The following is a 22,973-nucleotide window of genomic DNA, read 5'->3' on the forward strand; positions in this document are numbered from 1 at the left end:
CAAGAGGAATAATCAACCCATGGCAACGAAGAAGACACCACCGAAGGATGACGACGCGCTGGCGATGCCGGGCGCGAGCGACACCGATTTCGATCAGGCCGTCGATGACCTGCGCGGCGTCCTCAAGGCTGACGCGGACGGCGGTCTCGGGGACTTCGGTTCGGACCTTGGTCTCAAGGACGACCCGCTCGCAGCGTTTGAGTCGGATTTCGGCGGCGGCGCTGCAGCTGGCCCAAGCGATGACTTCGGACTTGGCGATTTCGGCGGCTCCAGCGATCTCGGCGGTGGCAGCGATTTTGGCGGCTCAAGCGATTTCGGTGGTGGCAGCGATTTCGGCGGCGGCGCCGACTTCGGCGGCTCCAGCGGCTCGCAGCAGGAACCGGGCAGCGGCCTCACCGCCAATCTCGACCTGATCATGGACATCCCGATCGAGGTCCAGATCGTGCTCGGCTCCAGCCGGATGCAGGTTTCCGGACTGATGAACCTGGAAGAAGGCGCCATTATCGCGCTGGACAAGAAGATCGGCGAACCTGTCGAGATCATGGTGAATGGTCGTCGCATTGCGCGCGGCGAGATCACCGTTCTCGAGAACGACGATACACGATTTGGTGTCAAACTGATTGAAGTGATGGCGACCAAGACATCCTGACCCATGACGGGCCAGAGAGGACAAGACCATGATGGACTTCGACGATTTTGGCGGCCCCTTAACCGGAAAACCGCTTTCCCAGGCCGATAAGGCAGCCGCCGTGCTGCTGGCCATGGGAAAGGGCGTTGCCGGCAAGCTGCTCAAATACTTCACGCAGGCGGAGCTGCAGACGATCATCGCATCGGCACAGACCCTGCGTACCATTCCGCCGGATGAACTGACCGAGCTCGTCAACGAGTTCGAAGACCTGTTCACCGAAGGTGCGGGCCTCATGGACAATGCCAAGGCCATCGAGAGCATTCTCGAAGAAGGTCTGACGCCCGAGGAAGTCGACGGACTTCTCGGACGTCGTACCGCGTTCCAGGCCTATGAAGCTTCCATCTGGGACCGTCTGCAGGACGCCGATCCTGATTTCATCGCGCGCTTCCTGATGCGCGAGCACCCGCAGACTGTCGCCTACATTCTCTCGATGCTGCCCTCGTCCTTCGGCGCCAAGGTGCTCCTGAAGCTGCCCGAAAGCCGTCGCGCAGACATCATGAACCGCACGGTGAACCTGAAGAATGTCAGCCCGAAGGCTGCCCAGATCATCGAGAACCGGGTTCACGACCTGATCGCCGAAATCGAAGCCGAAAAGAACTCGACAGGTTCGGCCAAGGTGGCGGAACTGATGAACGAACTGGAAAAGACCGAAGTCGATACATTGCTCACCTCGCTGGAATCGATCAGCAAGGAATCGGTCAACAAGGTTCGCCCGAAGATCTTCCTGTTCGAAGATCTGCTCGTCATGCCGCAGCGCAGCCGCGTGCTCCTGCTGAACGACATCTCCGGTGATATCCTGACCATGGCGCTGCGTGGTGCCAGCGCGGAGATCAAGGAATGCGTGCTGGCCTCGATCAGCCCTCGCTCCCGCCGCATGATCGAATCAGACCTGCAGGCCGGAACCGCCGGAATCAACCCGCGGGAGATCGCGATCGCACGCCGTGCAGTGGCGCAGGAAGCGATCCGCCTCGCCAATGCCGGTCAGATTCAGCTGAAAGATACCGAAGGCGGCGATACGCAGGCGGCCTGAGCGGTCACCTCTGTTGAAAACCCGATCCTTTTGATCACCCGCCGATTGAACCCCAATCGGCGGGTGTCTACGTTCAAGGCACCGGCACCTTTCCGGTGGCCGTGGGCGCCAAGCGCAGACGGCTCAATCGACCGGGGCATCATCGAACCCGCCCGGTGCAGCCTCCGAGGATGGCAGCGGCCATGGCCGAAGATGACGACAAAGACAGCAAAACCGAAGACCCGACCGAGAAAAAGCTTCGGGACGCGATGGAGAAGGGAAACGTGCCGAGCTCACGCGAAGCACCGCTCTTTGCGACTGCACTCGGCTTCTATCTCTTCGCGGTGTTCTTCATGCCCGGGGCGGTCACGCGCCTGGCACAATCGCTGAAGGACATCTTCGAGCGCCCCGACCAATGGTATCTCGGCACGGCCGTCGACGTCGTCTCTCTCTTCACCCATCTCGCGTGGGAGATCGGCGCCTTCCTCGCTCCCATGCTGATCATGCTGATCTTGCTCGGGGTTACGGCCAATGTCGCGCAGAACATGCCCTACTTCGTTCTGGAGCGAATCAGGCCCCAGGTGAACCGGATCTCGCTCTTCGCCGGCTGGAACCGGATCTTCAGCGCCCAGGGCATGGTCGAATTCGCCAAATCGATCTTCAAGATCGTCGTGCTTTCGGCGATCATGGTGTTTGCGCTGCGCAACGATTACTTCGCCGTCATCGACACGATGTTCTCCGACCCTCAGGTCATTTTCGTCAAGATGTCGGAGATCCTGAACAAGATGATGATCATCGTCGTCATGGCGACGGCACTGCTGGCAACAGTCGATATCTTCTGGACGCGGTATCACTGGTACGAACAGCTGCGCATGACCAAACAAGAGGTGAAGGAAGAGTACAAGCAGGCTCAGGGTGACCCGATCGTCAAGGCCCGCCAGCGCTCCATTGCTCGAGATCGGGCCCGCAAACGCATGATTGCCAGCGTTCCCCGTGCGACGTTGGTGATCACCAATCCGACTCACTACGCGGTGGCCTTGCGATATGTGCGCGAGGAAAACGAGGCACCGATGGTCGTTGCCAAGGGGCAGGATCTCGTGGCGCTGAAAATCCGCGAAATCGCTCGCGAAAACGACATCCCCATTTTTGAGGATCCCCCGCTCGCCCGCTCCATGTTTGCGCAAGTCTCGGTGGATAGCGTCATTCCGTCAGTATTTTACAAGGCAGTCGCAGAGCTCGTGCACCGGGTCTATGCGTCCAAGGCCCCCAAGAGACGGATACGCTAGGCCCGATGAAGAAGTGCTCCTATACCAACCAGCGTGAACGCATCGTTGCGGAGGCTATCAGCCCCGTCGCGAGTGAATTGCGCCTTCTCGACGCTGCCGACCTCATTTCACTCCTACGTTTTGAACTTTACGGAAATCTCTCGGACCTCGTTTCGTCCGCAGCCGAACTCTATTTCCATCCTGGTACCGTCGTCTTCGGCGCCGGGGGCGATTATCGGCTCGAATGGGGTGGTCCGCCGGAAGTCGTGCTCGATCTTGAGATCAAGCCGCGTGGTATTACTATCTACTCGCAGCTGACGCTGACCAACGAGCATGCCGGCCTCGATATCAAGCATATCGCGTTTCACGACACCTCCGGAGATCCGGACGGCAATACGCGTATGCTGGAAGAACGCCTGGAAGAAGCGCGCTTCGTCAAGGGACAGGCGTCCCCGCTCTACGGATGAGACGGGTTCAGGTGATGTAGCCGAGGCGGATCGCCTTGGCGATCGCCTGGATGCGGTTGACCGAATCAAGCTTGATGGTTGCCGATCCCAGATAGGCGTTGACGGTATGCACCGACAGGCCGAGACGTTCTGCGATCTCTTCGCTGATGCGTCCATCTCCTGCAAGCTGCAGGCAGGCGATCTCACGTTCACTCAAGGTTTCGGATGGTGCCGCCCGGCGTTCATCAAGCGACAGGATATCGGTCATCACCTTGTAGCAGCGGCTATGCACCGCAAGGATCAGCTCGCCGGGCAGATCGGCTCCGCCAATCGTCGGAAAGACAACATAGCCGTTCCCGACAGCACCGAGACGCACTGGAAACGCGATACCGGAATAGGGCAGCAGACGCTCTTGCAACTGGACGGCAAAGGGCGTGAAGTCGGATGCATCCAGGAAGCTCGTCTTCTCTTCTGCGCTCCAGAGCAGAGGCAGGGTCGAAGTCTCAATATGCGCCAGAAGTGCATCCCCATAGGCCCCGATGAAAGCTTCCCGGCCGCTGCTGAGGCCGCTGCTCCAGTTCTCGAATTCCGGATCGAGGCGTCGCTTGTGCGGCAGGCTGGCGCCGGCCACGCGAAACGCTGCAAAGCCGCGTGCATTCAGAGATCGCTGCAGCGACACGAGCTTCGGGAAGATGTCCGAACGGGAGGTGACGGGGCGCTGGCCTGACCAAGTCGCATCTTCAAGGATGTTTCCGCCTGGTCTGGTGGTCGTGGCCATTCCTGCTCCCTCAAACGAGATTGTTGCGCACCGCATAGGCGATGGCTTCCGAGCGTGTCTTCGTCGCAGTCTTGCGCATCACGCTCGTGATGTAGTTGTTGATCGTATTGCGCGAGATGCCGAGAATCGTGGCGATCTCGTCGCTGGTCTTGCCCTCGGCAATCCAGAACAGGCACTCCAGTTCACGATCGGTCAAATCGAAGTCGCGATCGCTCTTGTGCCCCTTGTTCGCAGACAGGCTCAGCGCATAAGCGGCAAGCAGGCCGACTTCCCGCAAGCGCTCGGGCGACAGCACATAGTCCTGCGGGAAGAGCAGAAGCAGTGCAAGTCGGGTTCGTCCGACATTGAGGGTCACCGTGCAATACTGGCGGCTGGTGCCGGCAGGGACATGCGCATCGTCGGGGAGAATGGCATATTTAGGCTGCAGCACCGAAAGGCACTTCTCGAGCTCGGTCGACTGGGAATAGCTCGCGGCCAGTTCGCTCTCGAGGCGGCGGACCAGATCGAACGGCCAATCGGCGGCCACGACGAAGTCGAGCCCTTCTTCCTGGACGAGATCGTAGCGCGCGAGCAAGTGATGCGAGGCGCCGACATAATCACACAGAACGCGAAGGCAATGACCCATGTCGCCCGAGAGCGCCGGGGTCGCCAGCCTTCGGATCAACACGTCCTTCGACGATGAGCCTTTCTGCAGAGGCTCTGCCGGAGAAGCGGCACGAGACCGCCCCTCATTGCCCTCTGTTGTCAGCTCGGCATCCATTCAATGTGCCCCTTTGAAGTGACAGCCTAGCATTGTCGCAGTCTTCGCCACGTCCGAGTGCAGGCGACTCACATACGGCCCAATCTCCGACTACCGAATCATGTTCACTGTAAAATATAAAGTGGCAAAGGTCACAAGCATTTGCGGTATTGCGAGACGGGTCCAAGCATGCCCGGCGATGACCTTTGGCGCAACCCCGTATCGATATGGGACTACAATGCAAAACCGCGCCCGGAGGGCGCGGTCGGTACTGGCTTGTTCTTCAAAATCAGGCGGCGTTGTCCACAGCCCATTTGCGAAGGATCTTGGCGGCGCGCTCTTCCGAGATTTCCACCATGCGCGAAAGGCGCCGCTCCGGACCTTCCTTGACCCGGCGGTTGAAGCCGCCATTCGGGTCGTCGTCCATCGTAAGAAGGTCGTCGGTCGAGTCGAAGCCGAAGTCGGATCCGAAACCATCCATAAGACCGCCCCCTGACCCGCCACCGAGGGCAGGCGAGAAGTCGGGGAGCTCGAGACCGGCAGCCTGCTCGCCAATTCCGCCGGCGAGTGCCGTATCGGCACCACCGCCACCCGCGGTGCGGATCATCGGACGGATGCCCATCCAGACAATGAGGAAAGCGACGGCGACGAAGGCCAAGGAGTTGATGATGCCACCGATGTTGCGGCTCAGGATTTCCATGAAGCCGGGGCCCGTCGCGGATTCTTCGAGCAACTGGTTTTCCAGGAATTCCATGGCTGTCAGTGTGACGACGTCACCGCGATTGGTGTCGAGGCCAGCTGCAGACGTCACGATCTTCTGCATCTCAGCGAGATAGGCGTCGATCTTGGCCTGGTCGACGGGCTCTCCCACCATCATGGCAATGCGACCACGGTTGACGACGACGGCGACGGAGAGCTTCTCGACGGTGTAGCTGTTCTTGACCGTCGCGACGGTCTTGCTGTTGATCTCGTAGTTGGTCTGCTCTTCCTTCTTGTCCTGCTCGTCGGACGATTCAGGGCCACCGCCGCCGGCATCGGGCGCGGCCTGAGGAATGTTCTGTTCGACCGTGGCTGCCGTATCCGACTGGCGCTGCAGGGATTTCTGCGCTTCCTTGGTGACGCGAACAGAGCGCTCGACGCGCGATTCCGGATCGTAGATCGTTTCCTGGATCTGCTGGCTGTCGGTGTTGATCTGGGCCGTGACGCTGGAGCGGAAGTTGTCCATTCCGAGGAAAGGCGCCAAGGCCTTGTCGATATTGGTTTCGATTTCGCGCTGAACGGACTGAACAACGCCCAGCGAGCGGGAGGCTTCGCCACCCGTTTCGTCGCCCGCTGCAAGCAGCTGGCCGGTGGAATCCAGAATCGTCACGTCCTCGACGTCCAGACCCGGGACGGACGAGGCGACCAACTGGCGGATCGATGCTGCTGCCTTGCGGCCGGCATCCGTCGAGGCGCGAATCATGACGGACGCCGTCGGCTTCTGTTCGCCGCGACGGAAGTTGCCGATGTCCGGCATGACGATGTGGACGCGGGCTGCGGCAATGCCTGCGATCTGCTGGATGGTGCGTGCGACTTCACCTTCCAGCGCGCGGACACGCGTGACTTCCTGCATGAACGAGGTCAGACCCAGCGAGCCGACATTGTCGAAGAGCTCGTAGCCGGCATTGGCGCTGTTGGGCAGTCCACGCTCGGCGAGCAGGAGGCGCGCCTTTCCGGTCATGCCGGCACGCACACTGATGCTCTGGCCATCGGCACCGGTCTCGAAATCGATGCCCGATTCGGCAAGAGCGATGCTGATCTGGTTCATGTCGACCGGCTCGAGGCCGACATAGAGCGTCTCGTAGGAGGGTTTGTTGACGTAAAGAGCGCCTGCAATGATGATCGCGAAGGAAACGACAGCAACCCCAGCCATGGCCAGGATCTTCGTCTGGCCCATCGCCGCGAAATTTTTAGATATCTGAAGTAATTGATTTAACAGATTCATTCTGTCTCGCACCATCTACAAGGAGGGTCTGGGCGCTTTTGCCCTTGGCGCGACAATAGAAATCGAAACTTGTGCGAACGTTTCGCGGGACGGGAAAGCCGAATTCATTTCGGCATCCGGCAGATTCAGGATCTGCGGCCCGTACGTACAAAGACAGAGTTCTGAAGGTAGGTCAAAAGAAGTCGAAGTCGCCTGCAGCCTTGACCAGCGGTTGCGAATGGCCGTGACGAAGGCCTGCCCCCAGCGCCTTCTGCATGTCGGCCAGCTTCACGAGGCTCAAGGCCGTCGTCATGTCGATCATCCAGTCCGACGGGATCGTCCCGGTGATTGTGTCGACGAATTCGGCCAGTCCGCGCGCCTTTTGAACGGCAAGGTCAATGCCTTGCAGAACCTTGAGGCTGTCTGGATGCTCCAGTACCTTCGGGCCGCCGAGTTCGAGCAGGTGCGGTTCCACACGCTCGATCAGATAAGCCACGTCATGCAGCTCGCTGACGATGCGCATGAGGATCTCCGGAAGTTCTTCCCGTGTATCCTGGTTTCCCGCCAAGTGTTCGTTTTGCATCCGATGTCCAGTACTAGAAGAACTCGATTGAGGTTTCCACCGGCTTCGAAACAGGAACCGGACGCTGCTCCAGCGCCACCGTCTTCTGCGTTTCTGCGCCCGTGAGCGGATACTGTCTTGCCCGGCCGCTGACCGGCCAGAATTCCAGCTTGCGGCCGTGGTCTCCGCCCGTGGAGGACCCGACGACCTTGATGCCTTCGTCGCGCAGGAATTGCTGGGCAAATGCTGCGTTCTGTTCGCCGACATTCGAGAACGTCGCGATCGTCTTGGCGCCACCGAAAACCCTGGCTTCCAAGCGATCCCTGCGAGCGCCCTGCTTCAGAAGGCCGTTGATCAACAGCTCCATGAGGTGAACGCCGTAGCGGGTTGCGTCGCCGCCACCAGCACCGGGCACTGCCGAACCCGGAAGCAGGAAGTGGTTCATGCCACCTACTCCTGCAATCGGATCCCGAATACAGGCAGCAACACACGAACCGAGGATCGTCGACAGGACCACATTCGGATCCTTGCTGACCTTCCACTCCCCTTGAATAATGTGGACGCGCTTTGCTGCACCGTCTTCAGTCATTTCAGCGCTCCGAATACAGCTTCGATGGCCGCCTTCATCTTCTCGATCGTGAACGGTTTCGCCAGGACGTTGTTCGCACCCAGCTGTGCAGCCTTCTGGACTAGCGCACGGTCGCCCTGCGCGGTCAGGATGATGAAGGCCGCCTTCTTGGTGTTGGGATTGGTGCGTACCGCCTGGAGCAAGCCCAAGCCGTCCATCTTCGGCATGTTGAAGTCCGAGATGACAAGGTGATGGGGCTGCTGCTCCATGATCTTCATGCCCTGCTCGCCGTCACCGGCTGCAGTGATCTGCTTGAAGCCCAGCTGGGTCAGCGCGTCGCTGAGCAGCAGGCGACTTGTGACCTGATCGTCGACGATCAGAACTTTGATTTTTTCGGCTAGGGACATTATTCGATACCTTCTTTTCGGGCAGCAGTGAGTTTGAGGATTTCCTCGCCAATGGAGGTGAGAGGCAGTTGATGCTCGACAGCGCCCAGCTCATAGGCGACTCGTGGCATCCCGTAGACCACACAGGTCTTTTCGTTCTGGCCGATGGTGCGAGCACCGGCGTGACGCATCTTCAGAAGACCGGAGGCGCCATCGCGCCCCATGCCCGTCAGGATCACTCCGACGGCGTTGCGGCCGGCAAGCTCGGCAACCGAGTCGAAGAGAACATCGACAGAAGGCCGGTGTCCGTTGACCGGCGCGCGATCCACCAGTCGGCAGCAGGGCGCCGATGCATTCGAGACCTGCATGTGACGCTCGCCGCCCGGGGCAAGGTAGATCTTGCCGATCTCGAGCCGTGCGCCATCCGTGGCCTCCTCCACCACGGGGGCGCAAAGACGGTTCAAGCGCTCGGCGAAGCTCTTCGTGAACGTTGGAGGCATGTGCTGCGTAATCACCGTCGGCGGGCAATTGCGCGGGAATTTCTGCAGGACGGCGATCAGCGCTTCGACGCCGCCGGTGGACGAGCCGATGGCCACGATCTTGCGGCCGACGCGGAAGTCTGCAGCAGGTGCAGTCGCGACCGGCTGGATCTGCGGTGCCGAATGATGCCGGTGCTGGGAACGTGCCGCCGCCTTGACCTTCTCGGCAAGCTCGCCGAACGGACGAGGCTCTCCTGGCTGGGGCTTCGCCACACAGTCGAAGGCGCCGATTTCGAGTGCCGCCAGAGTGGCTTCCGCGCCGCGATGCGTCATGGTCGAAACCATGATTACCGGCATGGGCCGCAGCTTCATGATCTTTTCCAGGAACTCAAGGCCGTTCATGTTCGGCATCTCGATGTCGAGGGTCAGGACATCGGGATTGAGTTGCTTTATCGCTGCGCGAGCTTCCATGGCATCGCCGGCCTGACCGATGACGCTGACATCCGGATCCTGGTTGAGGACGGCCGTGATCAGTCCACGCATCGTAGGGCTGTCATCGACGACGAGAACGCGTGCAGGTGCCGCCATTACTTTCGCCCTCCGTTCTTGCCGATGTAGCGATAGGTGGTGATACCGATATTGTCGAAATCGTTCTTCGAGTCACCCGAGACACGCTCGGAGTGGCCGATATACAGGTGTCCGCCGATCGGCAGCAGATCGGCAAAACGGGTCCAGATGCGCATCTGTGTCGGCTCGTCGAAGTAGATCACGACGTTGCGGCAGAAGATGACGTCGAACTTGCCCTTGAAGGGCCACTGGGCCATCAGGTTCAGCTCGTTATAGGTGATCAGACGCTTCAGGCGATCGTCGACCTGGAACTTGCGGCGTCCGCCGATCTCAACTTCCTTGAACCACTGCTTGCGGATGGCAGGCGACACGGTTTCGAGCGCCTGCTCGTCATAGGCACCCTGTCGGGCGATGGCGAGGATCTTCGGATCGATATCGGTGGCAAGGATCTTGAAGTCGTAGTCCAGAACGTTCGGAAAGGCCTGGAATACGGTCAAGGCAATCGAATAGGGCTCCTGGCCGTCCGAGCTTGCGGCTGACCAGATGCGCACGCGTCCGCCGGACTTCGCACGCTGAATGAGCCCCGGCAGTACCTCGTCACGAAGATGCTCGAAGTGATGGTTCTCGCGGAAGAAGCGCGTGAAGTTGGTCGTCAGGTGCGAGAGCATTTCGCGGCGCTCGGCCGATCCCTCCGGCGAGGCGACGAGCTGGCAATAGGCGCGGAAACCGGACAGGCCAAGATTGCGGATATGCTTGGACAGTCGCGAGTAGACGAGCGAAGCCTTGCTGTCGTTCAGCGCGATGCCCGCATCCGAGTAGATCATGGCAGCAATCTCGTTCAGGTCCCGTCGGGTCAGCGGGTATTCACCGCTGGCCAGAACTTCGTCGTCCGATTGACGGGATGTACTCATTGCAAAGGTCATGCAGCCTCGCTTTCGGCGGCTTCGTTGAAAAGTGCACCAAGCTCGACCATGCAGATCATCCGCTTGTCGATGGCGAGAATGCCACGGGCATATTGTTTTTCGAGGTCGGAGGAGACCTCCGGCGTCGGCTGAATGTCCGCATCGCTCACCGTGAGGATGTCGGAGACGGCATCCACCAGGAGACCCACGACCCGAGACTTGACCTGGGCCACGATGATGACGTGGCGGGCGGTCGGCTCGGCGGGCTTCATGCCCAGACGCAGGGACAGGTCCATGATCGGCAGGACGGCACCACGCAAGTTGATGACGCCCATAACGTAGTGCGGGGAATGCGGCAGCGGGGTTGCCGGGGTCCATCCCCGGATCTCGCGTACCGACATGATGTTTACGCAGAACTCCTGATCGCCAATACGGAAGGCGATGAGCTCCCGATCTCCCTGGACCAAGTTTTTGACCGCATACGACATACTATTACCCTGCGACGGCTAACGACATTTCCTGCTTGAGGGACTGACCACGCGAAGCGGCGACAACGGCGTCCACATCAAGGATCAGTGCGACGCGTCCATCACCGAGGATGGTTGCGGCAGCAATGCCCGGAACGTGGGTGTAGTTGGCTTCCAGCGACTTGATAACGACCTGACGCTGCCCCTGGATGGCATCGACCATCAGAGCGCGCTGGCCACCGCCTTCGGATTCCACCAGAAGGGCGACGCCTTCGATCGGGTTTGCCTGAGACGATCGGAAGTTGAGGATTCGACCCACATCGACCAGCGGGCAGAAGGAGTTGCGGATCGAAATCAGGCGCTGGTTTGCGCCGAACGAATGGACGTGCTGGGCCTCCGGCTGCAGCGTCTCGACGATGGCCGTGAGCGGGACGACGAGGGTCTGGCCGGCAACCGTGACGACCATGCCGTCGAGGACGGCGAGGGTCAGCGGTAGGCTCATGGTGAAGGTCGAGCCCTGCCCCGGACGCGAGGTGATCGAGATACGACCGCCAAGTGCCTGGATGGAGCGCTTGACCACGTCCATGCCGACGCCGCGACCGGAAATGTCCGAGATCTTGTCCGCCGTGGAAAAGCCCGGCATGAAGATCAGGTTGTCGATTTCCTCGTCCGTCAGGTTGGCATCGGCCGCGATCAGATCGTTGTCGATGGCCTTCTGGCGCACGCGTTCGCGATTGATGCCGGCGCCGTCGTCGACGAGTTCGATGACGATGCGGCCCGAACGATGCTTCGCGGTGAGCCTGACAGTGCCTTCCGGGTTCTTGCCGGCGGCGGCACGCTTCTCGGGGCTTTCGATACCGTGGTCGACAGCGTTACGGATCATGTGCGTCAGCGGCTCGGCCAGCTTGTCGATGACCGTTTTGTCGACTTCGGTGTTTTCACCTTCCGTGACGAGGCGGATCGACTTTCCGACCATGTCGGCCACTTCGCGAACAATACGCGACATGCGCTGGAAGACCGGCTTCACAGGCTGCGCGCGGATTGCCATGACCGAGTCCTGGATCTCGCGGGTAAGCTGCTGCAGCTCCTCGAGGCCCATGTTTACGGCCGACGTACCGGTCGCATCGTTTTCGATGACGCTCTGGGAGAGCATCGCCTGGTTGATGACGAGTTCGCCGACGAGGTTGATGAGGCGGTCAACGCGATCGAGGTCAACGCGGATGGTCTGGCCGGCGGCGTTATTGGCCTGAGCGGCGGCTGCGGCTGCGGCCGCTGCGGCGGCAGCCGGAGATTCCTTCTTCTCAGGCTTGGCAGCGCCGGCGGCCATTTTCATGACGCTGGACGCGGTCTCTGCGGCTTCGACAGCAGCGACTACGGTTTCATCAGCGGCATCTTCCGGCCCCTCATCCAGGGCAGAGAGATCGAAGGGAACCGGGACCATCGGCAATTCTTCGGTCGCCGCTGCGGTCTCGGTCTCGCGCAACTTGATCTCGAGATCGCAATCCCATTCTGCGAATTCGAAGACCTGACGGATGCCTTCTTCACCCTTCTCGGCCTTGATCTGGATTGTCCAGTGGAAGTAAGCGGCTTCGGGGTCGAGTTCATCGAGAGCCGGGAGGTCGTCCATGTTACAGTTGATGCTCATCTCGCCAAGGCGAGAGAGATCACGCAGCAACAGGGCGGCTTCATTGCCCTTGGAGTAAAGCTCGCGGCGCGGCTTGAAGCTGACGTCGAAGGTCGAGGGGACGATGGTCTCCTCCTCTTCGCCCTCGAAACCGTCGAAGGTAAAGGGGATCGGCTGGAAGCCGCTGTCGTCTGTCGGAGGGGCTGCGGCCGGAGCAGGAGCAGGAGCGGCTGCCTTGGGAGCGGGCTTGGCTGCGGCCACAGGGGCTGCGGACGGTGCCGGGACATCGCCGTTCGCCAGCGCTTCCAGCTCCTTGACGAGACCGCTCGAGCGGCTTTCATCAACGCTGCCGCCGTCACGCGAGGCGCTGACCAAGTCGGCCAGAACGTCGGCCGACTTCAGCATCACCTTCATGACTTCCGGGCCAGGCTCCAGCTTGTTGGAACGAACGCAATCAAGAGTCGTCTCGAAGACGTGCGCAAAGGCAACCAGGTCATCAAGACCGAAGGCACCTGCGCCGCCCTTGATGGAGTGAACCGCGCGGAATACGGCGTTGACCGTCTCCGGATCGCGATCTCCATCATTCATTTTCAGAAGACCGGATTCCAGTTCCGCGAGCTGCTCCTCGCATTCCTGGAAAAAGATCTCTTTGATTTCGTTCATATCCATAGGAGAAAATCCCGGCTTAGGCGGTTACACGCTCGATGGCATCGATCAGCTTGGTCGGATCGAAAGGCTTGACGATCCAGCCTGTCGCACCGGCCTGGCGGGCGCGGTTCTTCTTTTCAGCATCGCTTTCCGTGGTCAGGACCAGGATCGGAACCGCACGATACTTTTCGTTGCGGCGGACACCCTCGATGAAACCGAACCCGTCGAGACGCGGCATGTTGATGTCGGTCACGATGACGTCGGGATTGCATTCTTCGAGCACTTCCAGGCCCTCGACGCCGTCTTCGGCCTGAATGGTCTCGAAGCCTGCGTTGTTGAGGGTGACCAGAAGCATGTTTCGAATGGTTCTGGAGTCATCCACGGTGAGCACTTTTTTCTTCATTGCCGGATCTCCTTAGCGAGCAGATGATCGATGTTCACGCCAATCAGTTGAAGGGTTTTCAGGAAAGCCTCGGAGGCCTTTCCATACGAGAAGGGATGCTTGTCAGCTTCCCAGGCCTTGGCGGCTGCCATCAGGACCTGCACGCACTGAGCACCGACACGCTCGACGCCAGAGGCATCGATCGTCAAAGGGGCACCACGCATCGAGAGTATGTTGGCCTTGAGATTGGATGCCTCATTCAGGTCCAATACCGCGGCCAGTTTCAGACTCTTCTGATCGCCTTTCTTACTTGCCATCATTTCTTTCCTTATGTCCCAAGGCTGCGGCACCCAGGCACGAATGTGGTTCCCAGGAGAACCATTCCCCCGGATGGATTGCCGAACTTCCCGCCCTTAACTTCCTTGTGTAGCGCATGGTGGTAAACAATCCCCTCACCCTCCGAGCCCGGCGATATGGACCGGGAAGCCAAAATCGGCGGGTTCGTCTGCCATCGTTTCCGGAGCGGCATAAGCGGTGGCGACCGCAACCGGTGCCCTCTGTTCGCGCTGACCGGAAAGCTGGATGCGACCGGCTGCACTGGGCGTCCGACGGGTCTGCCGCTCGATGTGAAATTCACGGATCGTCGCACCCAGTTCCAGGATGACCTTGTGCAAATCGTCCGTGCCCTGGCTCGACTGGCGCGCGACGGTTGCGGTGTTACCGATGTCGACGCCTAGCGCAGCGACCGTTCCGGCAATGCCGGCGAGCTCGCTGGCCTGGCGGTCGGTCGTGGCGGCCATGTCCGACACGGTTCCGCTGATATCGCCGACCTGGAGCACGATGTCGGCGATTGCGCCTTGTGTCTTCGCCACCATTTCCACACCGGCTTCGACCTGGTTTTTCGTCGTCGCGACCAGCGTCTTGATTTCACGGGCAGCGTCGGCGGAGCGCTGGGCGAGTGCGCGGACTTCCTGAGCGACGACGGCAAAGCCACGGCCACTGTCGCCGGCACGCGCAGCCTCGATCCCGGCGTTCAGCGCCAGAAGGTTCGTCTGGAAGGCGATCTCGTCGATCGCTCCGATGATGTGGCCGATCTGCTCGGCAGATGCTTCGATGTCGGCCATGGCGGAAATCGCCTGCCCGACGACCTCGCCACTCGACTGAACGGAGTTTCTGGTCGCGGCAACCGTGGCTTCCGCGCGCTTCGTCTGCCCGGCACTTTCGCGCACGCTGCTGGTGAGGTCCTGCAGGGCACGGCTCGTCTCGTCCAGCGCACCGGATTGATCCTCGGCGCGGTTCGCATAGGTACGGGCAGTTTCGGCCATTCGACCGGTTGCGTCTCGGGCGACTGCGAGCTTCTCCTCGGAGGAGAGGAAGGCGGTCTGGAGCTGCTCGAGCGCCTCATTCATGCGACCTGCGAGGTCAGCATAGGCTTCCGGCACATCTGCTGCAGTGCGGGCGGTCAAATCGCCTGATGCCAGCGCATCGACGACCGGGCCGAACACGCCTTCGAATTCGGCGCGATCATGTTCCCGCTGGGCTGCGAGATCGCGATGGTGTTTCAGGCGCAATTCGTTGAAGCGAAGCGATACCGCTATCTCGACATCGACCATCACCAGCCGGACAAGGGCGGCGACCAGATCGGAAACTTCCTTTTGGCGACGGCGGCTCGACGGCAGCAGGCCGGAACCCGTCGCTTCTCCGATCGCGCTCGCCACCAGATGCTCCAGTACCACCGCGTGTCCCGCCACGTGCCAGCGCGGATCGAGACCCATGCGGCTTTCGCTGTCGGAGAGAACCTTTACCCGTTCGGCATAGAGCGCATCGAAGCGGGCATCGGTGAGGACATCCCAGTGGGATGAAAGAAGATCGTGAAGCCGGTCATACTGGCGTTCACTGCTGAACACGCGCGCTGCATCCGGAGAGGACTGGAGGCGTTGGAAAAGATCGCGAAGGGCCGTCTTCAAGGGCTGAGAGAGAACATGGCGGTTCTGACGGAGAAGCTCACACTGGGCCTCGTCGAGGCCGGCAAAGCGCAAGCGATCGCGCAGGCTGCCTGCCTGTGATCCTGTCGCCCGCTCCGTGGACATCCCCTGACCCGTCATTCGTCCCGCACTATGGCCGCCTGTACGGCGGACCTTCCGTCGCTCGACAGTGCTGCAGGCCAGATGGCGGAGGAAAGAGTGCTCGGGAACCCGCTCCCGTTGCCGTCCGCATCATGGTCTGACAGCTCATCGAACTGTTTCCATGTGAAATACAGACCGGACCAGAACCGGTACGACGGGATGGCGTCATGCCCGAAGGAAACTCTCAAGCGAGTCCCACTCCGACGTGTCACCCAATCTTTATGGTTAATTCCTTGCTTGAAGGTTAATGAAATCTCCACTTCAAGCCGCAATCCCTAATATGAGGAAATAACGTTCCATCCCCATATGCCGGAGGTTGCAGACGGCGGAACAAAGCCGCACTCCGCGTCGTTGCGCCGAAAAGCAACAGGAGTGGAACGTGAGCGCACGGGCTATCTGGAAAGGGCATCTTGCCATCGGCGATCTCGGATGCGCCGTTGCGCTCTACTCTGCGGTCAATGCGCAGGAGCGCACCTCCTTCCACATCATCAACCGAGATACCGGGAACCGCGTCCGACGCGAATATGTCGATGAGGACAGCGGTCGGCCTGTCGGCAAGGACGATCTCGTTAAGGGGTACGATACGACAGAGGGCCAGACCGTCATTCTCGAGCCTGACGAGATCCGCGATGCCGTTCCCGAAAGCGACAAGCGTCTGGAACTGTCGGCTTTTCTGGATTGCGACAAGATCGATACCCTCTACTTGGAGCGTCCGTATTTCCTGGCGCCGGCCGATCGGCAATCCGTTGAGGCTTATGACCTGATCCGCAGTACCATGGAAACGCAAGGTGTCGCTGCGATTGCCAGGACCGTTCTGTTTCGCAGGGTCCGGAGCGTGCTTGTCAGACCTCAGGGACGCGGGCTGATCGCGACGACCCTCAATTATGACTACGAGGTCCGGGATCCGGCCGAGAGCTTTTCCGACATTTCCAAGGTCCGGATCGACAAGGAAATGATGGATCTTGCGCGTCACATCATCAGCACAAAGATGGGGGAATTCGACCCGGGCCAGTATGAGGACCGGTATGAGGCGGCCCTGACGGAGCTCGTGAAGGCCAAGATCGCAGGGCGCAAACCGAAGAAGCTGCCGAAGCGGAAACCGGAGAACGTCACCAGCCTGCTAGACGCACTGCGCAAGAGTGCCGGCGGCAAGGAGGAGAAATCCGCACCGAAGCGGGAGACGGCTGCGGCTACCACAAAGCAGAAGAAGGCGAGCTGACCATGTCGCTCTCCGAGTATCGCCGCAAACGCGACTTCAAGGCCACGCCGGAACCGAAGGCCGCAAAGGTCACGAGCAAGGGCAACAGTTTCGTCATCCAGAAACATGCGGCCAGACGCCTGCATTACGACCTGCGTCTGGAAATGGACGGTGTGCTGAAAAGCTGGGCCGTCACGCGCGGTCCGAGCCTCGTGCCGGGCGAGAAGCGGCTGGCGGTGCATGTGGAGGATCACCCTCTCGCTTACGGCGACTTCGAAGGTGTCATCCCGCCCGGACAATACGGATCCGGCGAAGTGATCGTCTGGGACCGTGGTACGTGGGAACCGCTCCACGACACCGGCAAAGGTTACAAGAAGGGCCACCTCGAGTTCACGCTGAAGGGCGAGAAACTCGGCGGACACTGGCATCTGGTGCGCATGGCGCGCAAGGAAGACGAAACACGCGAGAACTGGCTGTTGATCAAGGGAGAAGACGAGGCGGCACGGCAACCGGATGATCCCGACATCATCGAGGAGAAGCCGCTTTCGGTGAAGAGCGGCCGATCGATCGAAAGTCTGAAGGGCGATGGCAAGGCTGCCGTCTGGAACTCACGCAAGACGTCAAAATCATCCAAGACAGGGAAGACGCCAGCAACTCGCCATGCCTCTTCCAGCCAGAGTGGCTCTAAGATCAAGGGGACAAAGCCAGGCAGCCTCCCGGAGTTTCTGCCGCCTGCCCTTGCGCGCCTGGTCAAGTCGGCCCCCAAGGGTGATCGATGGTTGCACGAAATCAAGCTGGACGGTTACCGGATCCAGGCACGGATCGATCATGGTCGGGTGCAGCTATTGACGCGGACGGGTCTGGACTGGACGGAGCGCTTCGGTGAGCGGATCGCATCGGCCCTCAAGGGGCTGCCTGTTCAGACCGCGCTGCTCGATGGTGAAATCGTGGTCGAGAGCGGCAATGGCAGCAGCGACTTTTCCCTGCTGCAGCAGGATCTGAGCGACGGTCGCGATGATCGCTTCACACACTACCTCTTCGATATCATGTATCTTGACGGAGAGGATCTGACGGGTGCCTCGCTCAGGGACCGCAAGGCAGTGCTGGAGTCATTGATCAGCGAGGTCAGCCTACCGCTCAAATATTCCAGCCATTTCGACGAGAGCGGTGATCTCGTCCTCAAACATGCCTGCCGCCTCAGTCTCGAAGGGGTGATCTCCAAGGTCGCCGATGCGCCCTATCGGTCCGGCCGCGGACGGGATTGGGTCAAGTCGAAATGTACGGCCCGCCAGGAACTGATCATCGGCGGCTATGTGCCCTCCTCCGTTTCAGACAAGGCCATCGGTTCTCTGATCATGGGCGTCAACGAAGTGGACGGACTGCGCCATGTCGGGCGTGTTGGCACCGGATACAGCCGAACGCTGGCCCGGCAGATATTCACCAAGCTTCAGCCACTGTTGCGCGACAAGAGCCCGTTTAAAGACAAGCTGACGGGCACCGAACGAAAGGACGCGGTTTTCGTCGAGCCGGAGATTGTCGCCGAGATCGAGTTTCGCGGATGGACGGGAGACGCTCACCTGCGCCATGCCTCCTTCCGGGGGCTGCGCGAGGACAAGGCCGCACGGGACGTGGTCCAGGAGGCGCCGACGGAAACTGCATCGACCAAGAAGGCAGGGGCTGGCAAGACTGGCTCGTCAACGGACAGGAAGAAAAAGGCCGAAGCGCAGGCTGCACGCCGTGCCATTACCCTGACACATCCCGACCGGCTCTATTGGCCTGAGGCCGGCGTCACGAAGGAAGGGCTTGCGGACTACTACGCCATGGTCTGGCCCCGTATCGCCCCGTTCATCGTCGACCGACCACTCGCCTTGTTGCGATGCCCCGAGGGGCACGAGAAGACGTGCTTTTTCCAGAAGCATGGGTGGCGTGGCATGCGCAAGGAGATCATCACCATCCGCGACCCGAAAGACGACGAGGGTCACGTTGGAATCCACGATATCGAAGGGCTGTTGTCCCTGGTGCAGGGGGCGGCGCTCGAAATCCACCCCTGGGGCTCGCGAGCGGGCGATCTCGAGCGGCCCGACATGGTGAACATCGACCTCGATCCCGGTCCTGATGTCACCTGGGAACGGGTGATTGAAGCGGCCTTCGAGGTGCGTCAGCGCTTTGAAGAAATGGGCCTTACCGGTTTCGTCAAGACATCCGGTGGGAAAGGCCTGCATGTGGTGGCGCCACTCAAACCGAAGGCGAAATGGCCTGAAGTCAAAGCGGCCATGAAGGCACTGGCGGACGGCATGAGCGCTGACAGTCCGACCGATTACGTCTCGACGGTCAGCAAGGCAAAACGCAAGGGAAAGATCCTGATCGACTATCTGCGCAATGGCAGGGGGGCAACGGCGGTCGCCCCCTATTCCACACGAGCCCGGGCCGGCGCTCCGGTGTCGATGCCGCTCGCGTTCGAGGAGTTGAGCCCCCACATCCTTCCCAACCATTTCACGGTCGAAAACGTGCCTGCGCGGCTGGCGAGCCTCGATGCCGATCCGTGGGCCGATTTCCGCAGGGCCGAAGCGCCGTTGGCATCAACAGACGGGAAAAAGAGGAAGACCCGCTAGGGAACGGCTATTTCCGCGTCGTCTTTTTCTCGGAGGCAAGGCTTCGTTTGAGGGCCTCCATGATGTCGATGACATTGTCCTTGCGCTCCGGCTCTGCCGCTGTCTTCGGCTTCGTCCGCCTGGACTTCTTCGTGCGGCTTTCGATGATTTCGTGCAGGCGCTCCTCGACCGGATCCCGGACCAGCTTCGGATCCCAGTCTCTGAGGCGCGCCTCCATCAGCTTCTTCATCATGGTCTTGGCACTGGCAGAGACTTCGGAACGGCCTGCCTGCTTGAAGAAGGGATCGGGTTCGCGAACCTCGTCGCCATAGCGCATCGTCCAGACGACCATGCCGTCGTCGCGGGGAACGAGCAGCACGTCATGTTCGCGGCGATAGAGTACGAGACGGGCGATGCCGCCGGTGTCGGTCTTACGCATGGCTTCGCGGATGACCGCGAAGGCTTCCTCGCTCACCTTGTCGGCGGGCGCGAGATAGTGCGGACTGTCGTACCAGATCCAGCCGATCGAGCTGCGAGGGACGAAGCTTTCAATGTCGATCGTCCGTGTGCTTTCCAGCGCCACATCATCGAGTTCGTCGTCCTCGAACAGAACGTAATCGTCCTCGCTGCGCTCGTAGCCCTTCACCTGATCTTCATCGTCGACGGGCTTGCCGGTTTCGGCATCGACATAGCGGCTTACAACCCGGTTGCCGGTCTTGCGATTGATGTTGTGAAAACGAAGCTTGCTGCTTTCGGTGACGGCGGGTGTCATCGCCACCCGACAGGTCACGAGGGAGAGTTTCAGATAGCCTTTCCAGAACGCGCGCTGCACCATTTGCCCAACCTCCCGAACGGCATCAGCCGCGGCACTGCCACTGAAAACGCCCCCGGCAAGGAACGGTTCCGATGAGCGCTCAAATCGCCAGTTGCAACGGGAACCGATTGCCCCTGATGGCGTTCCTCTCTTGCCTGTTCCTCTCCAATGATGAGCCGGAGGATTTGAAGTCGGTATGGGGGTATCGAAGACAGATCTGACCGGGGAGCCGGCGGGTGCGACGAGACCGCACTCGGCCGAATACGATTGCGTGCGGAACGTGCAATGGGCGACGACGGAGAATTGCCATGCCTGAACGAGACTATGACTGGATTGCCCGGCGGGCCTATTCGCTGTGGGAAGAGGAAGGCCGTCCCGATGGTCGGGACGAAGCTCATTGGCAGACAGCACTCACCGACTGGGAAACCCTGCAGGCAGCAGCACGCCAGACCACGGCCAAGTCCGGCCGCCGGATCGCAGAGGCCCAGACTTCGGCAGAGCAAGAAGGTCTTGTCATCACCGAGGAACCGGTTCGTCCGGCCAAAAAGGCGGTAAGGAGCCGGAAAGGGTGACCAAGGTGCCAGGAGGCGATCTTTCATTGGCGCTCAGCCGGGCGCAATTCATCCAGCGGGTGCGGGACGCCTATCACCGGGACGAGGAAGAGCATCGCCCGGGCCGTCACTACCCGACGAGGGTTCCCTTGCATGTGCTGGCGGTCACCTCGGAAATCTATCCGCTGATCAAGACCGGCGGTCTGGCGGACGTAACCGGAGCGCTGCCAAAGGCACTTTCCTCCTATGGCATAGAAACCCATACGCTCGTGCCCGGATATCCGTCGATCCTCGCGCTCGCGCGTCTTCATCCGCCACTGATGGAGTTCGACGATCTGCTCGGCGAGAAGGCGACCTTGCGCCACCTGGAAATCGACGGCCTCAGCCTCTTCGTTCTTGATGCACCGACGCTCTATGATCGTCCCGGCGGTCCCTATGTCGACGAGCACGGCGTCGATCATGCCGACAACTGGAAGCGGTTTGCGGTGCTCTCGCTTGCCGGCGCCGAGATTGCGGCTGGGGTCTTGCCCGGCTGGAAGCCGGATCTGGTCCATACCCATGACTGGCAGTCTGCGCTGACCTCGGTCTATCTGCGGCAGATGGGCTCTGCCGTGCCTGTTGTGCTCACCATCCACAACCTCGCTTTCCAGGGGCAGTATTCGGCATCGCTGCTGCCGCAGATCGGTCTGCCGCCGGAGGTCTATTCCGTCGAGCAGATGGAGTATTTCGGCGACATCAGCTACCTCAAGGGTGGCCTGGTGACGGCCGATCACATCACCGTCGTCAGCCCCACCTATGCGCGCGAAATTCTCTCGCCGACCTTCGGCATGGGATTGGACGGTGTGCTGAATGCGCGCATGGACAGATTGCAGGGGATCGTCAACGGGATCGACAAGGAGGTCTGGAATCCGGCCACGGACCCCTACCTGCCCTTCCGCTACGATGTGAAGACGGTGCGCAACAAGAGGAATAACAAGGCCCTCCTGCTCGAACGCTTCAACCTGGAGCCGGGCGACGGTCCTCTCTTCTCCGCTGTAACCCGGATCACGTGGCAAAAGGGCATGGACATGCTGGCCGAAGTCGCGGACGAGATCTTCTACCGGGGTGGGCGGCTCATCGTGCATGGCCAGGGTGACCACGACATCGAGGATGCCCTGAAGGCGACTGCGGCGCGCTTCCCGGGACGCATGGCAGTGTCGGTCGGCTACAGCGAGCCCACGGCGCATCTCATTCATGGCGGTTCCGACGCAATTATTCAGCCGTCGCGTTTCGAGCCCTGCGGCCTCACTCAACTCTATGCGCTGCGTTACGGGTGCGTGCCCGTAGTATCACGCACCGGAGGCCTGTCCGAAACGATCATCGACGCCAATGATGCGGCGATTTCAGCCCGCGTGGCCACCGGCTTCCAGTTCCATCCGGTTCGACAGGAAGGGCTGCGCCATGCCTTGCGTCGCGCAATCGATGCCTATGGCGATAAGCGCCAATGGGCAAGGCTGCAGTTGCAGGCGATGCGTGCGGACTATTCCTGGGACCGCAGTGCCGAAAGCTATGCGGAAGTCTATGGAAGGCTGACGGAACCGAGTGCAGAGTTGCATCACTGACCCGTGCTGTCATTCCACATGAACAGAGGGCCCGGAAGATACCGGGCCCTCTGTTCATTTCAGGATCTGCGATCAGGGATTTGTCCGTCCGCTCGGTCTGCTCTGGCCCGCACCACCCGTCCCCGTCTGCGGGGTGGGGTCCGGGTCGGTTTCCATCGCCGGCAAAGTACCCGGGGCCACATCCTGCTGCGAGTTAGTGGAGTTGTTGCTGCCATCGCCGCATGCGGTGAGCAATGCAAGGCCGGCAAAAACAGCCGTTGTCTTCGTCCAGGTCATCTCCAATCCTCGCTGTGATAGTCGCCATCGCCGTTTAAGCGCTCACGAAAAGCTATGGTGCGTTCGAGTGCTGCAATGTCATCGCTGCTCGCCGGAACCGGGTCTTCGGCGATGGCCTCGAGTACAGCGGGGTCGATGGCGCCAGAGCGGATTGCCTGGCGCAGTGTTTCGCGTGTCTGCCGTTCCGCCTCCAGTTGGGCGAACAGCGCGACAATCAGCCGGTCACGCGGATCGGGGAAGCGACGCCAGCGTGGCGGACGCACCGTCTCGGACATGATCCACTCCTTTTCGACAGAAGAAATTACGCCTTCAGGAAACTTTTGGGGCGGCCCAATGTTCCCCT

General features: G+C 60.6%; 23 protein-coding genes. 8 read left to right on the forward strand and 15 right to left on the reverse strand.

Going from position 1 to position 22,973, the window contains the following annotated elements; translation table 11 throughout:
* Positions 1-19 precede the first annotated feature (19 nt).
* From fliN to BSY240_RS10555, 4 genes are all read left to right on the forward strand, one after another.
* Positions 20-649, forward strand: a complete 630-nt coding sequence (gene fliN / locus BSY240_RS10540) for a flagellar motor switch protein FliN (protein WP_054150862.1) — start codon at positions 20-22, stop codon at positions 647-649.
* A 28-nt stretch (positions 650-677) separates the two neighbouring features.
* Positions 678-1,718 (forward strand): flagellar motor switch protein FliG, encoded by a 1,041-nt coding sequence (fliG, locus tag BSY240_RS10545; protein ID WP_006726285.1) that lies wholly within the window; start codon positions 678-680, stop codon positions 1,716-1,718.
* 182 nt (positions 1,719-1,900) lie between these two features.
* Positions 1,901-2,983, forward strand: a complete 1,083-nt coding sequence (flhB, locus tag BSY240_RS10550) for a flagellar biosynthesis protein FlhB (protein ID WP_069042274.1) — start codon at positions 1,901-1,903, stop codon at positions 2,981-2,983.
* 5 nt (positions 2,984-2,988) lie between these two features.
* The gene (locus tag BSY240_RS10555) at positions 2,989-3,429 is read left to right on the forward strand and encodes a hypothetical protein (protein WP_054150864.1); all 441 of its coding nucleotides are present in this window, start codon (positions 2,989-2,991) and stop codon (positions 3,427-3,429) included.
* A 7-nt stretch (positions 3,430-3,436) separates the two neighbouring features.
* On the opposite strand, the gene visR is transcribed toward BSY240_RS10555, so the two are convergent.
* The 13 genes from visR to BSY240_RS10620 all read right to left on the reverse strand — a co-directional run bounded on the left by visR (position 3,437) and on the right by BSY240_RS10620 (position 15,563).
* Positions 3,437-4,186, reverse strand: coding sequence for a transcriptional regulator VisR (gene visR / locus BSY240_RS10560; RefSeq protein ID WP_054150865.1), 750 nt, complete (start codon positions 4,184-4,186; stop codon positions 3,437-3,439).
* A gap of 10 nt (positions 4,187-4,196) precedes the next feature.
* Positions 4,197-4,946, reverse strand: a complete 750-nt coding sequence (visN, locus tag BSY240_RS10565) for a transcriptional regulator VisN (protein WP_054150866.1) — start codon at positions 4,944-4,946, stop codon at positions 4,197-4,199.
* A 268-nt stretch (positions 4,947-5,214) separates the two neighbouring features.
* Positions 5,215-6,909, reverse strand: a complete 1,695-nt coding sequence (gene fliF / locus BSY240_RS10570; RefSeq protein ID WP_069042275.1) for a flagellar basal-body MS-ring/collar protein FliF — start codon at positions 6,907-6,909, stop codon at positions 5,215-5,217.
* Between the two features lie 172 nt (positions 6,910-7,081).
* A complete protein-coding gene (gene cheT, locus BSY240_RS10575) occupies positions 7,082-7,471 on the reverse strand; it encodes a chemotaxis protein CheT (protein ID WP_006726291.1) in 390 nt (129 codons plus the stop codon).
* A 13-nt stretch (positions 7,472-7,484) separates the two neighbouring features.
* Positions 7,485-8,039, reverse strand: a complete 555-nt coding sequence (gene cheD / locus BSY240_RS10580; protein ID WP_069042276.1) for a chemoreceptor glutamine deamidase CheD — start codon at positions 8,037-8,039, stop codon at positions 7,485-7,487.
* Positions 8,036-8,425 carry a response regulator gene (locus tag BSY240_RS10585; protein WP_006726293.1) on the reverse strand — a complete coding sequence of 130 codons (390 nt, stop codon included), beginning with the start codon at positions 8,423-8,425 and terminating at the stop codon, positions 8,036-8,038. The genes cheD and BSY240_RS10585 overlap by 4 nt, the downstream gene beginning before the upstream one ends.
* On the reverse strand, positions 8,425-9,471 hold the full coding sequence (gene cheB / locus BSY240_RS10590; RefSeq protein ID WP_054150869.1) for a protein-glutamate O-methylesterase CheB: 1,047 nt from the start codon (positions 9,469-9,471) through the stop codon (positions 8,425-8,427). The genes BSY240_RS10585 and cheB overlap by 1 nt, the downstream gene beginning before the upstream one ends.
* Complete coding sequence (gene cheR / locus BSY240_RS10595) at positions 9,471-10,373, reverse strand: protein-glutamate O-methyltransferase CheR (protein WP_054150870.1); 903 nt, start codon at positions 10,371-10,373, stop codon at positions 9,471-9,473. Before cheR ends, cheB begins: the two co-directional genes overlap by 1 nt.
* Positions 10,370-10,840, reverse strand: a complete 471-nt coding sequence (locus tag BSY240_RS10600) for a chemotaxis protein CheW (protein WP_069042277.1) — start codon at positions 10,838-10,840, stop codon at positions 10,370-10,372. Before BSY240_RS10600 ends, cheR begins: the two co-directional genes overlap by 4 nt.
* A 4-nt stretch (positions 10,841-10,844) precedes the next feature.
* Positions 10,845-13,112, reverse strand: coding sequence for a chemotaxis protein CheA (locus tag BSY240_RS10605; protein ID WP_069042278.1), 2,268 nt, complete (start codon positions 13,110-13,112; stop codon positions 10,845-10,847).
* 16 nt (positions 13,113-13,128) lie between these two features.
* Entirely contained in the window at positions 13,129-13,494 is a 366-nt protein-coding gene (gene cheY1 / locus BSY240_RS10610) for a chemotaxis response regulator CheY1 (protein ID WP_006726298.1), read from the reverse strand.
* The gene (locus BSY240_RS10615) at positions 13,491-13,790 is read right to left on the reverse strand and encodes an STAS domain-containing protein (protein ID WP_054150873.1); all 300 of its coding nucleotides are present in this window, start codon (positions 13,788-13,790) and stop codon (positions 13,491-13,493) included. Before BSY240_RS10615 ends, cheY1 begins: the two co-directional genes overlap by 4 nt.
* 135 nt (positions 13,791-13,925) lie before the next feature.
* Positions 13,926-15,563 carry a globin-coupled sensor protein gene (locus BSY240_RS10620; protein ID WP_069042279.1) on the reverse strand — a complete coding sequence of 546 codons (1,638 nt, stop codon included), beginning with the start codon at positions 15,561-15,563 and terminating at the stop codon, positions 13,926-13,928.
* 415 nt (positions 15,564-15,978) lie between these two features.
* Between BSY240_RS10620 and ku (BSY240_RS10625) the strand changes: the two genes are divergently transcribed.
* Positions 15,979-16,818, forward strand: coding sequence for a non-homologous end joining protein Ku (gene ku, locus BSY240_RS10625; RefSeq protein ID WP_069042280.1), 840 nt, complete (start codon positions 15,979-15,981; stop codon positions 16,816-16,818).
* Positions 16,819-16,820: 2 nt separating this feature from the next.
* Positions 16,821-19,409 (forward strand): DNA ligase D, encoded by a 2,589-nt coding sequence (ligD, locus tag BSY240_RS10630; RefSeq protein WP_069042281.1) that lies wholly within the window; start codon positions 16,821-16,823, stop codon positions 19,407-19,409.
* Positions 19,410-19,416: 7 nt separating this feature from the next.
* On the opposite strand, the gene ku (BSY240_RS10635) is transcribed toward ligD, so the two are convergent.
* The gene (ku, locus tag BSY240_RS10635) at positions 19,417-20,223 is read right to left on the reverse strand and encodes a non-homologous end joining protein Ku (RefSeq protein WP_069042282.1); all 807 of its coding nucleotides are present in this window, start codon (positions 20,221-20,223) and stop codon (positions 19,417-19,419) included.
* A 287-nt stretch (positions 20,224-20,510) separates the two neighbouring features.
* Here ku (BSY240_RS10635) and BSY240_RS10640 point away from each other — a divergent pair, with 287 nt between their 5' ends.
* Together BSY240_RS10640 and glgA are read left to right on the forward strand one after the other, a co-directional pair.
* Entirely contained in the window at positions 20,511-20,774 is a 264-nt protein-coding gene (locus BSY240_RS10640) for a DUF2934 domain-containing protein (protein WP_054150877.1), read from the forward strand.
* Positions 20,775-20,902: 128 nt separating this feature from the next.
* Positions 20,903-22,354 carry a glycogen synthase GlgA gene (glgA, locus tag BSY240_RS10645; protein WP_069043933.1) on the forward strand — a complete coding sequence of 484 codons (1,452 nt, stop codon included), beginning with the start codon at positions 20,903-20,905 and terminating at the stop codon, positions 22,352-22,354.
* A 272-nt stretch (positions 22,355-22,626) separates the two neighbouring features.
* Here the strand turns inward: glgA and BSY240_RS10655 are convergent, their stop codons facing one another.
* Positions 22,627-22,905: a hypothetical protein gene (locus tag BSY240_RS10655; protein WP_069042284.1), complete on the reverse strand. Its 279-nt coding sequence runs from the start codon at positions 22,903-22,905 to the stop codon at positions 22,627-22,629.
* Positions 22,906-22,973: the final 68 nt, after the last annotated feature.

This window comes from Agrobacterium sp. RAC06 (genome assembly GCF_001713475.1).
Classification (GTDB): domain Bacteria; phylum Pseudomonadota; class Alphaproteobacteria; order Rhizobiales; family Rhizobiaceae; genus Allorhizobium.

What these genes read in the sequence shown, in the direction of transcription:
- fliN (WP_054150862.1), top strand. Translation starts at nt 20, where the DNA reads ATGGCAACGAAGAAGACACCACCGAAGGATGACGACGCGCTGGCGATG.
- fliG (WP_006726285.1), top strand. Translation starts at nt 678, where the DNA reads ATGATGGACTTCGACGATTTTGGCGGCCCCTTAACCGGAAAACCGCTT.
- flhB (WP_069042274.1), top strand. Translation starts at nt 1,901, where the DNA reads ATGGCCGAAGATGACGACAAAGACAGCAAAACCGAAGACCCGACCGAG.
- BSY240_RS10555 (WP_054150864.1), top strand. Translation starts at nt 2,989, where the DNA reads ATGAAGAAGTGCTCCTATACCAACCAGCGTGAACGCATCGTTGCGGAG.
- visR (WP_054150865.1), bottom strand. Translation starts at nt 4,186, where the DNA reads ATGGCCACGACCACCAGACCAGGCGGAAACATCCTTGAAGATGCGACT.
- visN (WP_054150866.1), bottom strand. Translation starts at nt 4,946, where the DNA reads ATGGATGCCGAGCTGACAACAGAGGGCAATGAGGGGCGGTCTCGTGCC.
- fliF (WP_069042275.1), bottom strand. Translation starts at nt 6,909, where the DNA reads ATGAATCTGTTAAATCAATTACTTCAGATATCTAAAAATTTCGCGGCG.
- cheT (WP_006726291.1), bottom strand. Translation starts at nt 7,471, where the DNA reads ATGCAAAACGAACACTTGGCGGGAAACCAGGATACACGGGAAGAACTT.
- cheD (WP_069042276.1), bottom strand. Translation starts at nt 8,039, where the DNA reads ATGACTGAAGACGGTGCAGCAAAGCGCGTCCACATTATTCAAGGGGAG.
- BSY240_RS10585 (WP_006726293.1), bottom strand. Translation starts at nt 8,425, where the DNA reads ATGTCCCTAGCCGAAAAAATCAAAGTTCTGATCGTCGACGATCAGGTC.
- cheB (WP_054150869.1), bottom strand. Translation starts at nt 9,471, where the DNA reads ATGGCGGCACCTGCACGCGTTCTCGTCGTCGATGACAGCCCTACGATG.
- cheR (WP_054150870.1), bottom strand. Translation starts at nt 10,373, where the DNA reads ATGACCTTTGCAATGAGTACATCCCGTCAATCGGACGACGAAGTTCTG.
- BSY240_RS10600 (WP_069042277.1), bottom strand. Translation starts at nt 10,840, where the DNA reads ATGTCGTATGCGGTCAAAAACTTGGTCCAGGGAGATCGGGAGCTCATC.
- BSY240_RS10605 (WP_069042278.1), bottom strand. Translation starts at nt 13,112, where the DNA reads ATGGATATGAACGAAATCAAAGAGATCTTTTTCCAGGAATGCGAGGAG.
- cheY1 (WP_006726298.1), bottom strand. Translation starts at nt 13,494, where the DNA reads ATGAAGAAAAAAGTGCTCACCGTGGATGACTCCAGAACCATTCGAAAC.
- BSY240_RS10615 (WP_054150873.1), bottom strand. Translation starts at nt 13,790, where the DNA reads ATGGCAAGTAAGAAAGGCGATCAGAAGAGTCTGAAACTGGCCGCGGTA.
- BSY240_RS10620 (WP_069042279.1), bottom strand. Translation starts at nt 15,563, where the DNA reads ATGTCCACGGAGCGGGCGACAGGATCACAGGCAGGCAGCCTGCGCGAT.
- ligD (WP_069042281.1), top strand. Translation starts at nt 16,821, where the DNA reads ATGTCGCTCTCCGAGTATCGCCGCAAACGCGACTTCAAGGCCACGCCG.
- ku (WP_069042282.1), bottom strand. Translation starts at nt 20,223, where the DNA reads ATGGTGCAGCGCGCGTTCTGGAAAGGCTATCTGAAACTCTCCCTCGTG.
- BSY240_RS10640 (WP_054150877.1), top strand. Translation starts at nt 20,511, where the DNA reads ATGCCTGAACGAGACTATGACTGGATTGCCCGGCGGGCCTATTCGCTG.
- BSY240_RS10655 (WP_069042284.1), bottom strand. Translation starts at nt 22,905, where the DNA reads ATGTCCGAGACGGTGCGTCCGCCACGCTGGCGTCGCTTCCCCGATCCG.